Source organism: Sphingobium phenoxybenzoativorans (assembly GCF_001757355.1).
Lineage (GTDB): Bacteria > Pseudomonadota > Alphaproteobacteria > Sphingomonadales > Sphingomonadaceae > Sphingobium > Sphingobium phenoxybenzoativorans.
This window is the reverse complement of the sequence record NZ_MINO01000013.1, coordinates 84464-99984: the sequence shown is the minus strand read 5'-3', so window position 1 is coordinate 99984 and position 15521 is coordinate 84464. Positions and strand designations below refer to the sequence as shown.

The following is a 15521-nucleotide window of genomic DNA, read 5'->3' as shown; positions in this document are numbered from 1 at the left end:
ACCGGGCGCGGGCCGATGCCGTCCGCATCGCCGTCGATACGCCGCCCGCATCGCCCCCGCCGGGCCTGTCCCTCTGGCTGGAGATGCCGCGATGAGCCGGGTGTTCGTGCATGACGGGCAGACGACGCATGAGGAGCATCTGGACGCCTTCTGCGCTTCCCCCACTACGCCCTATTTCGTCTGGCTGCATATCGATGGACGCAAGGAAGATGCGCGGCACATCGCCGGGCGTCTGTCCGACATGCCGGAACCCGCGATCAGCGCGCTGGTGGCGCAGGAGACGCGGCCGCGCTGCACCTTCATGGGGCCGGGCGCGCTGATCAACTTGCGCGGACCGGGCGTGGAGGCGGAGGGCGATTTCGGCGACGCTCTGGTCTCGATCCGCCTCTGGGCGCAGAAGGGCCGGGTCATTTCCGTCAGCTACCGCACATTGGCGGCGCTGGAGCCGATCATGGCGCGGATGATGAACGGAACCATCCACGATCCCGGCGACCTGATCGCCTGTCTGGCGCAGGAGATTACAGACGTTCTGGACCCGGAAGTGGCCGAGCTGGGCGACACGCTGGACGATATTGAGAGCGAGATCAGCGAGGAAGGCCCCACGGAGTCGCGGCGGCGAGTGTCGGCTATCCGTGCGACCGCCATCGCCTATCGCCGGTTCATCGCGCCGCAGCGGCAGGCGATCGAGCGGCTGGCGATGGCCGAAGCGCCCTGGCTGGAGGATGACGACCGGCTGCACCTGCAGGAAGCGGCCGACCGCTGCGCGCGCATGGCCGAGGAACTGGAGGCGGTGCGGGAACGGTCGGCGCTGGCGCATGAAGGGCTGACCGACCTGCGCGCGGAACAGATGAACCTGCAGGCGCTGATCATATCGATCGTTGCGCTGGTGTTTTTGCCGCTGACCTTCATCACCGGCCTGCTCGGCATGAATGTCGATGGCATTCCCTATGCGCATGAACCCTGGGCCTTCTGGGGCGTGGTGGGGGTCTGCGCGGCGCTGGCGGGAGCGATAACGGCGTGGTTTATCGCCAGTCATTGGCTCAAGCGATAACCACTGGAATGGTGTAAATACCGCTCCGTTCGCCCTGAGCGAAGTCGAAGGGCTCTGCTGAGCGACAGCGAAGCCACTTCACTTCGTTCAGTGGAAGGCTTCGACTTTGCTCAGCCCGAACGGGGGCGGGTTTTGCCCCGGGATAAGATCAACCCTTCGCCAGATTGACCCGTTCCAGTTCGTCATGCAGCGCCTGGATGGAGGCGACGAGGCGGGCGCGGTCGGCCTGCATTTCTTCCAACGTGGCGCGGGCCTCGCCCAGTTCCATTGCCCGGCGCGCGATGCGCGCGTCCAGTTCATCATTATAGCGGGAAAGTTCGCCGATCCGCTGCGCGCGGGTCACGACATGGCGGATGCGCGCATCGAGTATCTCAAAATCGAAGGGCTTGACGATCTGGTCATCCGCACCGGCCTCAAGCGCCTCTACGATCCCGGCGCTATCGCTCTGCCCAGTGATCATCATGACCGACGCCTGACCCAGCAAGCCGGAAGCGCGCATCTTCTTCATCGTCGCGATGCCGCTCAGCATCTGCATGCCCATGTCGATGATGATCAGATCGAATTTCTGCGCCATCAGGGTGTTGAGGCCGACAAAGCCGTTTTCGGCCAGCACCACATCATAGCCCATGTGCGAAAGACGGCGGCCCATGACCGACAGCGCCGTCGCATTTTCATCCACGACCAGCAGGCGGATGCGGCGCAACACCGGACGCGGGTCATGATCCCGGTCCTCGGCCCCGTCATCGCGAGTGCGCGTGAAAATCTGCATTGGCGGTCCACCTCTTTGGCGAGGAACGCTATGCCCTATATCTCAACAAATGGTTAAGATCATGGAAAGCATAAGCGGAAGGACGGGATGGCGATGAGCGAAAGAGTGGCTTTGTCGATCGCGGAGGGCGTGGCGCAGGTCCGGCTGAATCGCCCGGACAAGATGAATGCGCTGGACAATGCCATGCTGGAGGCCATCGCGCAGACGGGCGAAACGCTGCGGGCGCGGCGCGATGTCCGCGCGGTCCTGCTGTCGGGAGAAGGCCGCGCCTTTTGCGCGGGGATCGACATTGCGAGCTTCGGTCAGGGGTTCCCCGACCTGCTGCCCCGCCGGTTCGGGAACAGCAATCTGTTCCAGCATGCCGCGATGCTGTGGCAAGACCTGCCGATGCCGGTCATCGCCGCCGTCCACGGCGCCTGCTTCGGCGGCGGATTGCAGATCGCGCTGGGCGCGGACATCCGCATCGCATCACCCGACGCCACTTTGTCGCTGATGGAAATCAAATGGGGGCTGGTGCCGGACATGGGGGCATTCGCCCTGACGCGGGGTCTGGTGCGCAGCGATGTCCTGCGCGAACTGGCCTATACGGGGCGGACAGTCGATGCTGCAGAGGCCCAGGCGATCGGTCTGGTCACGCGCATGGCGCCCGACGCCCATGCCGCCGCGCTGGAAATGGCGCGGACGATCGCCAGCCGGAACCCGGACGCCATCCGCCACGCCAAGCAGCTTGCGGGACTGGCCGAGGATGCGGAGCGCGCGGCGATCCTGCAGGCGGAAAGCCTGGCGCAAGCCGACATTCTGGGACAGCCCAATCAGCGGGAGGCGGTCGCGGCGGAGATGGCCAAGCGCCCTCCCCGTTTCATGGATTGAGGGAGAGCCGGATCAGGAGATGGGTCAGGGCCTGCGTATGGCGTTCGCGTCCATCGCCTCGCGCAGGAAATCGTCGATGTTGCGGCGGCCCTCCGGTCCATGGGTGACGACCACCGTGTCGCATGTCGCCACGCATTCGCCATGCTGGAACGCCGCAGACGTCACTGTCCAGCTCGTCGTGCCAATGCGGTCGATCGCGCAGCCGACCGTGACTTCCTGCGGATAATGCGCTTCCTGAAGATAGTTGAGCGATACCGCGGCAATCAGCCAGCGCACGCCGGAATCATGGGGGTGACGGCCCAGATGGCGATGAAAGCGCACCCGCGCCGTTTCAAAAATTCCGGCCATCGCCACATTGTTCACATGGCCCATGATATCGAGATCCTGATACCGGGTCTCAATCGTGGAGATGAAGGGATAGATATCCAGAGACAGTCGCCAAGGTTCGGGCTTTGCCATGTCCAGCCTTTCGTGAAGGGCATCATTGTGCTTAAAGCGCCAAGCCGAATAAGCAATCGGCGCCTTTAGCCAGCATCAAAAAATAGCGGAGTTGCGGCCATTATGACACAATGGGACGTCGCGCTTGACGCCCGCGCAACGCTTGGAGAAGGTCCGCGCTGGCATCATGGCGAGGCAAGGCTCTACTGGGTCGATATTGCGCGGAACGAATTGCACCGTTTCGATCCGGTCAGCGGGCGGGATGAATGCCGCGCCTTCGAAGCGCCCATAGGCTGTTTCGCGTTCCGCACTGGCGGAGGGCTGCTGCTGGCGATGAAGGACGGCTTTGCGACCATTGCCAATTGGGACGCGCAGCCGATGCCCTTTGGCGAACAGATTTTCGCCGGCCGCCCGGACATCCGGTTCAACGATGGCCGCACCGATCCCGCCGGACGCTTCTGGGCGGGCAGCGTCAATATGGCGAAATCGGCGCAGGACGCAGCGCTCTACCGCCTGGATGCGGATGGCGGGATCAGCGAGATTGAGGGCGGCATGCTGACCTGCAACGGCGCAGCGTTCACGGCCGACGGCGCAACATTTTTCCACACCGATACGCCAAGCCATGCCTTGCGCCGCTATGCCGCAGACCCAGCGTCCGGCGCCTTGTCGGACCGCAGCATATTGCACCAGTTCCCCATCGGTGAGGGACGGCCGGACGGCGGGTCGGTGGATATCGAGGGCTATTACTGGACCGCCTTGTTCGACGGCGGCCGCGTCGTTCGCCTCTCGCCAACAGGCGAAATAGTGGCGGAAGTTCCCCTGCCCGTGAAACGTCCGACGATGATCGCCTTTGGCGGAGCGGATATGCGCACCGCCTATGTCACCACCGCGCGCGCGGGCCTCAGCGAAAGCGAACTGGCGGAGCAACCGCTATCGGGGGCGATATTCCGCTTTACGGTGGATGTTCCCGGCGTCGCCGAAACGCCCTTCGCCGGATAGGGAGCGCCCGCGCTTCACTGTGACGACGCGGGCCATTGACGGCGCGGGATCGAAATTCGGCCGCGCCACGTTATATTGGCCGCTCAACCTGTCGACGATACCGGGGTTCATGACCGAAACCGAAAAGCTGTGGGCGAAGGCCCGCGAATGGCGAGACGACCCAATGGCTCTGGCGACGGTGATTTCCACCTGGGGTTCAGCGCCACGGCCGCGAGGAAGCCATATGCTGATCAATGCCGATGGCCGGTTCGAGGGGTCGGTATCCGGCGGTTGCGTCGAAGGGGACATATTGCAGACCGCCGCAAGCGTCATCGCGGACGGCGTTGCGCGATCGCGCTCCTATGGCGTCAGCATCGACAATGCGTGGGAAGTCGGCCTGCCGTGCGGCGGGGAGATCGCCGTGCTGGTCCAGCCGGTAAGCGATCATTCCTTTCCCCTCGCCTTGCTGGAGGAGGCCGCGCAGGCGGGATCGTCCGGCCACCACTTCACAATTTCCACCAATTTGGAAAGCGGAGTCAGCCGCGCCGGAGACGCCCCCGGCATGTTCGTCAACATATACCGGCCGCCGCGCAGGATGATCATCGTGGGGGCGGTGCAGATCGCCCAATCGCTCGCCGCGATAGCGCAGCATGCGAACGTCAGGACGATCATCGTCGATCCGCGCGGCCGGTTCCTGACGCCCGAACGGTTTCCCGGCGTGGAGCTGGACGACCGGTGGCCCGACGAGGCGATTGCCGCGCTGAAGCCGGACAGCGCCACTGCAGTCGTGACGTTGAGCCATGACACCAAGATCGATGATCCGGGCCTGATGGCGGCGCTTCGCGCGCCAACGGGCTACATCGCCGCCCTTGGATCGCGCAAGAGCCATGCCGCCCGGCTTGAGCGCCTTGCGGCCGCAGGCTTTTCCGCCGCGCAGCTTGCCAGGATCGAAGGACCGGCGGGCATCGACATCGCCGCCATCGGCCCTGCGGAGATCGCCCTGTCGATCTGCGCAGGGATGGTGAAGGCGCTTAACGGGCAGAATGATTGATGGACGGGCCACGGCGGATCGCTGCGATCCTGCTCGCGGCGGGACGCTCGGAGCGTTTCGGACCGGATGACAAGCTGCTGGCTGTGCTGCAGGGCCGCCCGCTCATGGCGCATGCAGCCGCAATGCTGGCGGGAATAGAGTTTGGCGCACTGATCGCGATATGCGCCGCCGGCGGGGAAACGCCGGACATTGCAAGAGCGGAAGGCTTCGCGGTCGTCCACCCTTCGCAGCCCTCCGCCGGAATGGCGCATTCCATCGCCACGGCCATACAGGCGGCATCGCAATTGCCGGAAATCAACGCAGCGCTCATTTGCTTGGCCGACATGCCCTTCGTCTCCGGCGACCATATCCGCAGGATCATCGATGCGCATGACCGCGACACTTTCCCTGTCGTGGCGTCCTCCGATGGAAAGGCGGCGATGCCCCCTGCCCTGTTCGGACGCGAACATTTCGCACAACTCCAAGATTTGCGAGGAGATGCAGGGGCGAAGGCTCTTTTGCAAAGCGCGCACCTCATATACGCTGATCCCGCTACGCTCGTGGACATCGATAGAATCGAGGATTTGGGCGGCTGACTCTCCAGACGTCATGGATCAATTTGATCCCTGCTTCGTCTTTACAACGGCAAAACATCACGCGCGGAGGCTATATGACGGTGGGCAATTTCGGCGTTGTGACCCGCAGGACTGTTCTGGGCGCGAGCGCAGCCGCATGCGCGACCTCGGCGATCCCCCGCGCGCAGGCCGCCACACCCGCCAAGGGAGACGATGCGATGGTGCCCGTAGCGCTCAGGATCAACGGGAAGGATCATCACCTGACCCTGGACCCGCGCACAACCTTGCTCGACACGCTGCGTGAGCATCTACGCCTGACCGGCACCAAAAAGGGATGCGATCACGGGCAATGCGGCGCATGCACCGTGATTGTCGAGGGGCGCAGGATCAACAGTTGCCTGACGCTCGCCGTGATGCATGATGGAGAGGAAGTCACCACGATCGAGGGGCTGGGATCGCCGGAAAAGCTGCACCCCATGCAGAAGGCGTTCGTCGTGCATGACGGATATCAGTGCGGCTATTGCACGCCGGGGCAGATTTGTTCCGCCGTCGCGGTGCTGGACGAGATCGAGGCGGGCATTCCCAGCCATGTCACCCATGACCTGAACAATGTGGCCTTTTCGGACGAGGAGGTGCGCGAGAGGATGAGCGGCAATATCTGCCGATGCGCCGCCTATTCGAACATCATCGCCGCGATCCGCGACGTGGCAGGGGAGGACAAGGCATGAAGACGTTCACGTATGAGCGCGCGGAAAGCCCCGCGCAGGCCGCCGCGGCCGCTCTTTCCCGCCCGGGCGCGCGCTTCATCGCAGGCGGAACCAATCTGCTGGACCTGATGAAGTTGCAGATTGAGACGCCCGCGCATCTGATCGACGTCAACAGGCTTGAGCTGGACAAGATCGAGGCGACCAATGAGGGCGGCCTGCGTATCGGCGCGCTTGTGCGGAACACGGACCTAGCCGCGGACAAGCGCGTGCGGCGCGACTATGCCGTGTTGAGCCGGGCGCTGCTGGCTGGCGCTTCGGGGCAATTGCGCAACAAGGCGACGACGGCGGGCAATTTGCTGCAACGGACCCGCTGCCCCTATTTTTACGACACGACCAAGCCGTGCAACAAGCGCAAGCCGGGAACCGGATGCGCCGCGATGAAAGGCATCAGCCGCAATCTGGCGATCATGGGCACGAGCGACGCCTGCATCGCGACCCATCCGTCGGACATGGCCGTGGCCATGCGCCTGCTCGACGCAACGGTCGATACGGTCGCGCCGAACGGAACGAAACGGTCGATCCCCATCGCCGATTTCCACCGGCTGCCGGGCGACAGGCCGGAGGTGGAGAGCGCGCTCGCGCCTGGCGAACTGATCCTGTCTGTCACCCTGCCAAAGCCGATCGGCGGAACGCATATCTATCGCAAGGTCAGGGACCGGGCCTCCTATGCCTTTGCGCTCGTGTCGGTCGCGGCCGTTTTCACCCCGGACAAGGGCGGTCGCTTTGCCTTTGGCGGACTGGCGCCGAAACCATGGCGGGTCGATGCCGCCGATGCGGCTGCGGCGCAGGGGGCAAAGGCCGTTGCGGAAGCAGCGTTGAGCGGAGCCAGAACCACGCGGGACAATGCGTTCAAAAAGGATCTGACGGCCCGGACGCTGGCGTCCATCTTCGCGGAGGCAAGGGCATGAAGTTCGATCAGCCAGCGACCATCAACCCTATCGACCGCGGCAAGGTGGTCGGCATTCCGCATGACCGGATCGACGGACCGGCGAAAGTGACCGGCAGCGCGCCCTACGCCTATGAGCGGCATGATGTCGCGCCCAACGCCGCCTATGGCTGGATCGTCGGATCGGCCATCGCCAAGGGCAGCATCAAGTCCATCGACAGCCGCGATGCGCTGGCCGCGCCCGGCGTTCTTGCCGTGGTGACGCATGAAAATGCCGGACCGCTGGGCAAAGGATCGATGAACACGGCCCATCTGCTCGGCGGGCCGAAGATCGAACATTATGACCAGGCGCTGGCGCTGGTCGTCGCGCAGACGCTGGAACAGGCGCGGGACGCCGCAAAGCTGGTGCGGATCGATTATGCGCAGGAGGCGGGGAAGTTCGTGCTCACCGCCGAAAAAGATACTGCGGTGAAGCCCCCTGCCGGCTTCGGCGGCGATCCCGACAGTGCGGTGGGCGACTTTGCAGGCGCATTCGGGAAGGCCGCGGTCAAGATCGATCGGACCTATACGACCCCCGATCACAGCCATGCGATGATGGAGCCGCACGCGACGACAGCGGCATGGCTGGGCGGGCGGCTGACGCTGTGGACGTCCAACCAGATGATCGCCTGGGCCGTGAAGGAGATGGCCCTGACGCTCAAGATGAAGCGCGAGGATATTCACGTCATGTCGCCCTATATCGGCGGCGGCTTCGGGTCCAAGCTGTTCGTGCGCGCGGACGCCGTGCTGGCGGCGCTGGGCGCGCGGGCGGCGGGACGGCCGGTCAAGGTGGCGCTCGCACGGCCGCAGATTCCCAACAATACCACGCATCGGCCCGCCACCATCCAGCGCATCAGGATCGGCGCGGACCGCAATGGCGTGATCGATGCGATCGGACATGAATGCTGGTCGGGCGACCTGCCCGGCGGCAGTCCCGAGACGGGCGCCATGCAGACCCGGCTGCTCTATGGCGGCAAGAACCGGATGACCGCGCACCGGCTGGCGACGCTGGATTTGCCGGAAGGAAATGCGATGCGCGCGCCGGGTGAGGCGGTCGGCCTGCTGGCGCTGGAAATCGCGATGGATGAGCTGGCGGAGGCATGCAGTGTAGATCCGGTCGAACTGCGCATCCGCAACGATGTGCAATATGATCCGGAGGCCGGACCCGGCCGTCCCTTCTCCAGCCGCAAGCTGGTCGAATGTCTGCGCCAGGGCGCGGACCGGTTCGGCTGGGCGAAACGCAATCCGACGCCCGGCCAGATGCGCGATGGGCGATGGCTGGTCGGCATGGGCATGGCGGTGGCGTTCCGCAACAATCTGGTCGGCAAGTCCGGCGCGCGCGTGAAGGTGGACGGCAAGGGCGGCGTCATCGTTGAGACCGACATGACCGACATCGGCACCGGCAGCTACACGATCATTGCCCAGACAGCCGCCGAAATGCTTGGCGTGCCGTTGGAAGCCGTGCAGGTTCGGCTGGGCGACAGCAAGTTTCCGGAGTCTTCCGGATCAGGCGGCCAATGGGGGGCGAACAGCTCCACGGCCGGGGTCTATGCGGCCTGTGTCGCAGCGCGCGGCATCCTGGCGCAGAAAGCGGGATTCAATGCGGACGATGCGACGTTCGAGGACGGGATGATCAAGTCCGGCGGCCGTTCCGTTCCGCTGAAGCAGGCAGCGGGCCGCGAGGGCGTCTCCGCCGAGGACAGCATGGAATATGGCGATCTGGACAAGGCCTATGCGCAGGCGACATTCGGCGCGCATTTCTGCGAGGTTGGCGTCGACATGCATACCGGCGAAACGCGGGTGCGGCGCATGGGCGGCGCTTTCGCGGCCGGGCGAATCCTCAACCCGAAATCGGCGCGCAGCCAGGTGATCGGCGCAATGACGATGGGCGTCGGCTCCGCGCTGATGGAGGAGCTGATCGTCGATCCCCGCTTCGGCTATTTCGTCAATCACGACATGGCCGAATATCAGGTGCCCGTGCATGCCGACATCCCCGATCAGGATGTGCTGTTCGTCGAGGAGCTGGATGACAAATCGTCACCGATGAAGGCGAAGGGCATCGGCGAACTGGGCATTTGCGGCGCGGGCGCGGCGGTTGCCAATGCCGTCTACAATGCCTGCGGCGTGCGCATCCGCGACTATCCGCTGACGCTGGACAAGATATTGCGGGGATTGCCGGAACCGGCCTTCGCCTGACCGCCCTTACCAGGCGCGGCTGACCGACAGGGTGAGCGTGCGCGGGCGGAGCGGTGTATATTGCTCGGCGGCGCGGATGGAAAAAGGATTGCCGAAGGCAAAGCTGTTGTCGCCCTTCACGTCGAACAGATTGTCGATCCGCCCCGTCAGGGTGAACGGCCCGCGCGCCATCGATGCGTTCAGGGCATATAACGTATAATTGCCCATCTTCCGGTCGAGGTCCTGATCGAAGGTCAGGCGCGCATGGCCGATATAATTGGCCTGACCGGAAATCTGCGCCCGCCAGTCGCCAAGGTCGAATGCCTTGGACAGGATGATCCGCCCGGTTATGTCCGGCGCAATCGGCAGGCGGCGGTCGTCCAGCTCCAAATCATCCTCGGCATGGGTCAGCCGCGTGCTCTGGGCGCTGGCCCCGGCGGCAAGGGTGAACCCGCCCCCAATCGTCCATTCGACCGCAGCTTCAGCGCCAACGATGCGGCCGCGGCCTGCGTTGCGCGTGGACACCAGGCCATTGGGCAACAGATAGTCCGACTGGATATCGGTCCATATCGTGTAATAGAGGCTGGCGGATACGGAAAAGCGGCCATCCCGCGAAGCGCGCCTGACGCCGAGATCGACGGTGCCAAGTTCATCGGACGCAAAGCTGGTCTCATTCGCAGGCCCTGAAGCGGCCAGACCACCGGGGCGAAGCGCACGCGCGTAACGGAGATACACCAGGCCGCGATCGGAAAGGGGCATGGACAGGGACATGCTGGGCGATAGCACTGTCTTGTGCAGCCGGAATTCCCGGCGGCCATCCTGTGTATCTTCATCGCTGGTTACCGAATGGTACAAGCGCGCGCCAACGGTCGCGTCGATCATCGAGAAAAGCCGGAAACTCGCCTCACCAAAGGCCGCATATTCGGTGGCCGAACGATCCTCTATGCTCACCGCCTGCGGGCTGCCCTGCGCTTGTTGGATTGTCCCTATGTCGTGCGTTTTCGCGTGCATGTAGGACAGGCCGGCCAGCCAACGGCCGCCGGACAGACGGACCTCCTGGTTGAACAGCTTATATTCTCGCTTGTTGCGATAGGCGGAGGGACCGGACAGGCCGAAAAAGGGCGAAGCCGCCGTCGCCTCCAGCGTGTAATCGACATCATGGTCGATGAAGCTGGCCGCATAGAGCAGGCGCATATCGCCAAGCTGGCCTCGCACCGTGGCGTTCACCATGCGGAAGTCATTGTCATTGGGTTCGGCAATGGCATTGTCGCGTTCGAGCGTATCGTCGGACGCCAGCACATATTGGCTGTCATTCACATTCAGGTCCTGCAGCGTCCCGCCGACATCGACCGTCCAGTCATCCGACGGCCGCCAGCGCAGCGCCAGCCGCCCCCCCAATGTCCGGCTGGAATTGGTGTCATCCCGCCGGTTCACATTGTCGATCCACCCGGCGGTATAGGAACGGTAGCCAACGAAACGGATCGCCAGCCGGTCGTCCACAATCGGCATGTTGATCACTGCATCGACACCGCCGCCAATGCCGCCATGCTGCACAGCTTCCGATGTCAGGCGCGCCGTCGCCGCGATAGCGTCGAGGTCCGGTTTCCGGGTGACGATATGATAGATGCCGCCAAGCGCGCCGGAACCGTAAAGCGGCCCCTGCGGCCCTTTCAATATCTCGACCCGATCAATATCGAACAGGCGCAGGTCCGGGTCGGGCGCGTCATAGGTCACACGCGCCTCATCCATCTGCACGGCGACCGTGGACTGGCTAAGGCCGTTGAACGGACTGTCCGCCACGCCCCGGATGAACTGCCGGTTCCGGCCGGGGCCAAGGTTGGTCATCGCCAGCCCCTCCGTGACAGAGACGATGTTCCGGCTTTCCGGGGAAGCAATGCCGGCCGGCATGTCCGCCGCCGCCAGCACGGAAATGGACAGTGGCACATTGGCGAGAAATTGGGGCCGCTTTTGCGCAGTGACCACAATGTCGGCCGCGGGCGTTTCCATGCCGCCAGGCGGCGGAGAGGGCGGCTCCTCCACCGGCTGCTGCCGTACGGCGGGGGCGGGTTCGATGCGATATACGGCCGCGCCCAGGCGGACAGCGCGCAACCCCGTGCCGCGCAGCAGACGGCGCAGCGCCGCGTCGGCCGACATCGCGCCGGAAACCCGCCGGGACGTCGCGCGCGGCATCGCGCCGGGCAGGCCGATGGAAAGCCCGGTAATCCGCGAGAAAGCGGCCAGGCTAGTGCTCAGCGGCCCGGCGGGAATATCCATTTCATAGCGCGGCTCCCGCGCCCACGCGCTCGTGGGAAACGCTCCGGCTTCAGCGAGAAGCAGCAGCGCCGAGGCGATAGCCGTCCTTTTGAGGACTGACCCGGATATCCATGACCGTCGCGAGATCGTCGACCAGCCTGGTTCCGTCACCGATGACCAGTATGCCCGAAAAATGCTTCTTCTCCAGCGACGGATCGACAGTGACGGCCTTGCCCGAATAACGCGCGATATCCGCAGCAACGATGGGCAATGGAGCGTCACTATAGGACAGCCTGCCGGAGCGCCAGCTACCAATATCGGCAGCGGGAACGGAGGAAATCGTCGCGCCGCCGCCTCCACTGAACATCTGCTGACCGGCATTGATCTGAACCGCCCGTCCGCCATCTGGCGAGGTTACGGACACAATGCCTTCCGACACGCCGACATGAAACCTGCCGCCTGCCGCATTGACGACAAAGCGGGTCCCGATGTCGGTGACCTGATAGCCATTCACGGCGACGGTCAATGTGCGGCTTGGATCATGCCTGACATCGAAATAGGCCTCTCCGCTGGCCAGTTCGATCTTCGCTGCATCCTTGCCCGTGACAATGATGGTGCTGGCGGGGGACAGGGTGACATTCGTGCCGTTCGCCAATGCAAGGTCGCGGCTTTCGCCCGGCGCTGTGCGGTAGGTGGAAACGGCGCCATCCTTCCGGAGCATGGGGACCGCAAAGACAAGCGCGATCGCCGCCGCGACCGCTCCCCCCAGCATCCAGCGGCGCGATGGCGACGCAGAGGAAGATTCCGGCTGCCGGATGGCCACCAGGTCCCTGATCGCCGTACGATTGTCCATCACCGCCGCATCGACCAGCGCCACCGCATCAAAGGCGTCCCGGTGGAGCGGATCAGCCTCCAGCCATGCCGTATAGCCGTCCCAATCGGCATCATCGGCCTCCAGCATCATGTGCCAGGCCAGCGCCTCGTCCAGCATTTGCTCTGTTATTTCCGGCCGCGCCTTCATGGCAAGCGTGTCCCTTCTCCCTTTACATCCATCAAGACGTCCCCGTTCCCCACCTACCTCAGTCCAGCAATGCGCGCCGTAAATATTTCATGGCCACGGCCATATGCTTTTCCACGCCGCTCTTGCTTATGCCCAACTGCGCGGCGACCTCCGCATGGCTGAAACCCTCCAGCTTATGCAGTTCGAACGCCTTCCGCGCCCCAGCCGGCAGGTTCATCACCGCAGAGACAAGGGTTGCGACTTCCTCGCGCGCCAGCATGTCCTCCTCCGCCGTCTGCCTCCGGTCGGCGGGTTCTGTTCCGGCCGCCACAAAGTCCGTCTCATGGTCCACCCATCGCCGTTCGCGCGCCATGCGCCGCTGCTTCTCCCGCAGCCGGTCAACGATCAAATTCTGCGCCATGCGGTAGAGATAGGCCCGCCCATTGCCGACCGGCCCGCTATCATGCCGGGTTGTGCGCAGCCATAATTCCTGGAGCAGGTCCTCCGCCTCCGCCGCATCGCCGGTGCGCGCCGTCAGGAAGCGCAGCAACTCGGTGCGGTGCACAGCATAGAGCGCCTTCAGACCATTATCCTGATGCGAACTCATACCCGACTGTTCGCAGAGGCGGCCTTATTGGGAAAGCATATTTTTGGGACCCGGCGGATGGCGCCGGATGACTTTGGCCGGAACGGAAAGCACGCTCATGTCCAGTCGAGCACTTCCCATCCCTTTTGCCTGGCGAGTTTCATCAGCTTTGGCGACGGATTGACCGCGATCGGTTCATCGACCCATTCGAAAGTCGGGCGATCGGACACATGATCGGAAAAGAAGCGCAGGTGCAGATCACTCCGGTCAAGCCCGGCATCCTCGAGATAGGCCATCGTCATGCTGCGCTTGGCCGCGCCGTAGCAATTGTCGCCATCGATGGTGGGGCGCAATATGTCGCCATGCCAGACAGACCGGGTTGAGATGACTTCGGAAATACCGATACGGTCGGCTATCGCTTGAAGATAATAGCTGTTCGCGGCTGTGGCGAGCATGACGCGGCGGCCCTCCGCGCGCTCCTGTGCGATCCGGAGAACGCCCTTTTTCAGTATCCCCTTCCGCCACAAACGATCGGCAAACCCCCTGGCGAGGGAATCGATCCTGCGTCTGGGCAGCGACCGGCCGATCAGCAAGCCATGCTGCAGCGCCTTGAGCTGGCAACGGCTGACGAACCCCAGCTTGTAGGCGATCATGCCGAAAAGCATCAGCGGCAGCAATGCGATGCGCCAGGGCGCGATGCGCAACGCCGCATAGATGAGAAACGGCGTGTAGGTGCCGTGCCGGGTAAGGGTGCGATCGAGATCGAAGATCGAGATGGGAACCGGGATGGCGCGCGGCACAATCTGGATCGCAGGACGAGCGTCCGGCGCCGCCCGCGCGACATCGACCGATGGGCCGGGAATATCTGCGTCCAGCCGTTGCGCGTTCGTCATTGCTTGCGTCCCTTATTTGCCGTCAGCATCGTGTCGAAGCGCATGACGTCAGCCGGGATCGGCCACCTCAGTCGGGCAAAGGGTTATTTTTTGAAATGCCGGTGCGCGGCGCGGCGACGCCCCATTCGCTGATGCGCGCCATGACGGCCCGGCCAGCCGCTTCGAACCGGGCGGCGCTGAATTCGGACAGGATGCGCGCCCGGCCGCTGGCCCCCATCGACCCTGCCCGCGCCGGATCGCGGACCAGCGCGATAATGGCCTTGGCAAGCGCCTGCGCATCTTCCGGGGGCACGATCAGGCCCGTCTCGCCAGGCAATACGGAATGGGGCATTTCCCCAACGTCGGAGACGATGACCGGCAATCCCGCCTGCATCGCCTCATGCGCGGCGATGCACAGCCCCTCGGCGCGGGAGGGTTGAATATAACCGTCCAGACCGGCGAGGAAATTCCTGGGCGACGCCTGGTATCCGGCAAGCAGCAGGTTGGTGACGCCATATTGACTGGCCAGCCCGGTGAGGCGGTCCCGCTCTGCGCCCTCCCCGCCGATCACGACCTGCAACCGCCCGGCAACGTCCGGCGCATCACGCGAGACAATGGCGAGGGCCGCCACGAGAATGTCATAGCCCTTGTTTGGATGCAGGCGGCCAAGACTGCCGATGCGGAACATGCCGTCATTTCGTGGAGGCAGGGCGGCAGGAGCATCGGGGTCGGCGTGGAATAGCGGCCATATCATGATGTCGGCCGGGTCGATGCCCAACTGGCTGTGGGTGAGCGCGGCGACCGACCGGGAATCCGCCACCCAGACGCGGCTGAGGCGGCGCGTCAACGCGAGCAAGCGGCGGTTCGCCGGTTTCAAATAGGCGTTATGCTGCCAACTGACCACTGGCTTCCGCATCAACAGCCCCATGATCTGGCCGATGATCGTCGCCTGCGTCAGCGATGTCCAGATCACGGTCGGGCCGAACGCCTTCAATTCCCGATGCAGCCAGCGGGCCGCCGCCAGATGGTCGGACTTTCCCGCGTCCGAAACCCGATAGTCGATCTCGGCGGCGTCCAGTGCGCTGGCTGCACGGCCATCCCGGCGGGACAGGGCGAACAGCCGGACCTGTGCCCCGGACCGGATCATCGTCCCGATCACATCGGGCACGGGAAGCGCAGCGCCGCCGCCCTCCAGAGAATTGATGATATAGGCGATACGCGGGCCGGACATG

At 64.2% G+C, this 15521-nt stretch carries 15 protein-coding genes; 8 read left to right on the top strand and 7 right to left on the bottom strand.

Annotated features, from left to right (window positions below; genetic code table 11):
* The first annotated feature begins 91 nt into the window (after nucleotides 1-91).
* A complete protein-coding gene (locus tag BHQ40_RS09475) occupies nucleotides 92-1051 on the top strand; it encodes a zinc transporter ZntB (protein WP_070155213.1) in 960 nt (319 codons plus the stop codon).
* 148 nt (nucleotides 1052-1199) lie between these two features.
* Here the strand turns inward: BHQ40_RS09475 and BHQ40_RS09470 are convergent, their stop codons facing one another.
* Complete coding sequence (locus tag BHQ40_RS09470) at nucleotides 1200-1820, bottom strand: response regulator transcription factor (RefSeq protein WP_070155211.1); 621 nt, start codon at nucleotides 1818-1820, stop codon at nucleotides 1200-1202.
* 93 nt (nucleotides 1821-1913) lie between these two features.
* On the opposite strand from BHQ40_RS09470, the gene BHQ40_RS09465 reads away from it, so the two are divergent.
* Nucleotides 1914-2690 carry a crotonase/enoyl-CoA hydratase family protein gene (locus BHQ40_RS09465; RefSeq protein ID WP_083276819.1) on the top strand — a complete coding sequence of 259 codons (777 nt, stop codon included), beginning with the start codon at nucleotides 1914-1916 and terminating at the stop codon, nucleotides 2688-2690.
* Between the two features lie 24 nt (nucleotides 2691-2714).
* Here the strand turns inward: BHQ40_RS09465 and BHQ40_RS09460 are convergent, their stop codons facing one another.
* Nucleotides 2715-3149 (bottom strand): acyl-CoA thioesterase, encoded by a 435-nt coding sequence (locus tag BHQ40_RS09460; RefSeq protein WP_070155207.1) that lies wholly within the window; start codon nucleotides 3147-3149, stop codon nucleotides 2715-2717.
* Nucleotides 3150-3251: 102 nt separating this feature from the next.
* Between BHQ40_RS09460 and BHQ40_RS09455 the strand changes: the two genes are divergently transcribed.
* The 6 genes from BHQ40_RS09455 (at nucleotide 3252) to paoC (ending at nucleotide 9599) form a co-directional block, all read left to right on the top strand.
* Nucleotides 3252-4127 (top strand): SMP-30/gluconolactonase/LRE family protein, encoded by an 876-nt coding sequence (locus tag BHQ40_RS09455; RefSeq protein ID WP_070155205.1) that lies wholly within the window; start codon nucleotides 3252-3254, stop codon nucleotides 4125-4127.
* 109 nt (nucleotides 4128-4236) lie between these two features.
* The gene (locus BHQ40_RS09450; RefSeq protein ID WP_070155239.1) at nucleotides 4237-5157 is read left to right on the top strand and encodes an XdhC family protein; all 921 of its coding nucleotides are present in this window, start codon (nucleotides 4237-4239) and stop codon (nucleotides 5155-5157) included.
* The gene (locus tag BHQ40_RS09445) at nucleotides 5157-5732 is read left to right on the top strand and encodes a nucleotidyltransferase family protein (RefSeq protein ID WP_070155203.1); all 576 of its coding nucleotides are present in this window, start codon (nucleotides 5157-5159) and stop codon (nucleotides 5730-5732) included. Before BHQ40_RS09450 ends, BHQ40_RS09445 begins: the two co-directional genes overlap by 1 nt.
* 74 nt (nucleotides 5733-5806) lie before the next feature.
* Complete coding sequence (paoA, locus tag BHQ40_RS09440; protein WP_070155201.1) at nucleotides 5807-6439, top strand: aldehyde dehydrogenase iron-sulfur subunit PaoA; 633 nt, start codon at nucleotides 5807-5809, stop codon at nucleotides 6437-6439.
* The gene (locus BHQ40_RS09435; RefSeq protein WP_070155199.1) at nucleotides 6436-7386 is read left to right on the top strand and encodes an FAD binding domain-containing protein; all 951 of its coding nucleotides are present in this window, start codon (nucleotides 6436-6438) and stop codon (nucleotides 7384-7386) included. Before paoA ends, BHQ40_RS09435 begins: the two co-directional genes overlap by 4 nt.
* Entirely contained in the window at nucleotides 7383-9599 is a 2217-nt protein-coding gene (gene paoC / locus BHQ40_RS09430; protein ID WP_070155197.1) for an aldehyde oxidoreductase molybdenum-binding subunit PaoC, read from the top strand. Before BHQ40_RS09435 ends, paoC begins: the two co-directional genes overlap by 4 nt.
* Nucleotides 9600-9605: 6 nt before the next feature.
* On the opposite strand, the gene BHQ40_RS09425 is transcribed toward paoC, so the two are convergent.
* From BHQ40_RS09425 to BHQ40_RS09405, 5 genes are all read right to left on the bottom strand, one after another.
* Nucleotides 9606-11852, bottom strand: a complete 2247-nt coding sequence (locus BHQ40_RS09425; protein ID WP_139139253.1) for a TonB-dependent receptor — start codon at nucleotides 11850-11852, stop codon at nucleotides 9606-9608.
* Between the two features lie 49 nt (nucleotides 11853-11901).
* The gene (locus tag BHQ40_RS09420) at nucleotides 11902-12852 is read right to left on the bottom strand and encodes a FecR family protein (RefSeq protein ID WP_070155195.1); all 951 of its coding nucleotides are present in this window, start codon (nucleotides 12850-12852) and stop codon (nucleotides 11902-11904) included.
* Nucleotides 12853-12910: 58 nt separating this feature from the next.
* On the bottom strand, nucleotides 12911-13438 hold the full coding sequence (locus BHQ40_RS09415; protein ID WP_070155192.1) for an RNA polymerase sigma factor: 528 nt from the start codon (nucleotides 13436-13438) through the stop codon (nucleotides 12911-12913).
* Nucleotides 13439-13533: 95 nt separating this feature from the next.
* Nucleotides 13534-14310 carry an HAD family hydrolase gene (locus tag BHQ40_RS09410; protein WP_083276815.1) on the bottom strand — a complete coding sequence of 259 codons (777 nt, stop codon included), beginning with the start codon at nucleotides 14308-14310 and terminating at the stop codon, nucleotides 13534-13536.
* A 67-nt stretch (nucleotides 14311-14377) separates the two neighbouring features.
* Nucleotides 14378-15520 (bottom strand): glycosyltransferase family 4 protein, encoded by a 1143-nt coding sequence (locus tag BHQ40_RS09405; protein WP_139139252.1) that lies wholly within the window; start codon nucleotides 15518-15520, stop codon nucleotides 14378-14380.
* Nucleotide 15521 lies beyond the last annotated feature (1 nt).

Bases quoted from the DNA above. Each gene is read 5' to 3' on its own strand.
- BHQ40_RS09475 (WP_070155213.1), top strand. From the start codon at position 92: ATGAGCCGGGTGTTCGTGCATGACGGGCAGACGACGCATGAGGAGCAT.
- BHQ40_RS09470 (WP_070155211.1), bottom strand. From the start codon at position 1,820: ATGCAGATTTTCACGCGCACTCGCGATGACGGGGCCGAGGACCGGGAT.
- BHQ40_RS09465 (WP_083276819.1), top strand. From the start codon at position 1,914: ATGAGCGAAAGAGTGGCTTTGTCGATCGCGGAGGGCGTGGCGCAGGTC.
- BHQ40_RS09460 (WP_070155207.1), bottom strand. From the start codon at position 3,149: ATGGCAAAGCCCGAACCTTGGCGACTGTCTCTGGATATCTATCCCTTC.
- BHQ40_RS09455 (WP_070155205.1), top strand. From the start codon at position 3,252: ATGACACAATGGGACGTCGCGCTTGACGCCCGCGCAACGCTTGGAGAA.
- BHQ40_RS09450 (WP_070155239.1), top strand. From the start codon at position 4,237: ATGACCGAAACCGAAAAGCTGTGGGCGAAGGCCCGCGAATGGCGAGAC.
- BHQ40_RS09445 (WP_070155203.1), top strand. From the start codon at position 5,157: ATGGACGGGCCACGGCGGATCGCTGCGATCCTGCTCGCGGCGGGACGC.
- paoA (WP_070155201.1), top strand. From the start codon at position 5,807: ATGACGGTGGGCAATTTCGGCGTTGTGACCCGCAGGACTGTTCTGGGC.
- BHQ40_RS09435 (WP_070155199.1), top strand. From the start codon at position 6,436: ATGAAGACGTTCACGTATGAGCGCGCGGAAAGCCCCGCGCAGGCCGCC.
- paoC (WP_070155197.1), top strand. From the start codon at position 7,383: ATGAAGTTCGATCAGCCAGCGACCATCAACCCTATCGACCGCGGCAAG.
- BHQ40_RS09425 (WP_139139253.1), bottom strand. From the start codon at position 11,852: ATGGATATTCCCGCCGGGCCGCTGAGCACTAGCCTGGCCGCTTTCTCG.
- BHQ40_RS09420 (WP_070155195.1), bottom strand. From the start codon at position 12,852: ATGAAGGCGCGGCCGGAAATAACAGAGCAAATGCTGGACGAGGCGCTG.
- BHQ40_RS09415 (WP_070155192.1), bottom strand. From the start codon at position 13,438: ATGAGTTCGCATCAGGATAATGGTCTGAAGGCGCTCTATGCTGTGCAC.
- BHQ40_RS09410 (WP_083276815.1), bottom strand. From the start codon at position 14,310: ATGACGAACGCGCAACGGCTGGACGCAGATATTCCCGGCCCATCGGTC.
- BHQ40_RS09405 (WP_139139252.1), bottom strand. From the start codon at position 15,520: ATGTCCGGCCCGCGTATCGCCTATATCATCAATTCTCTGGAGGGCGGC.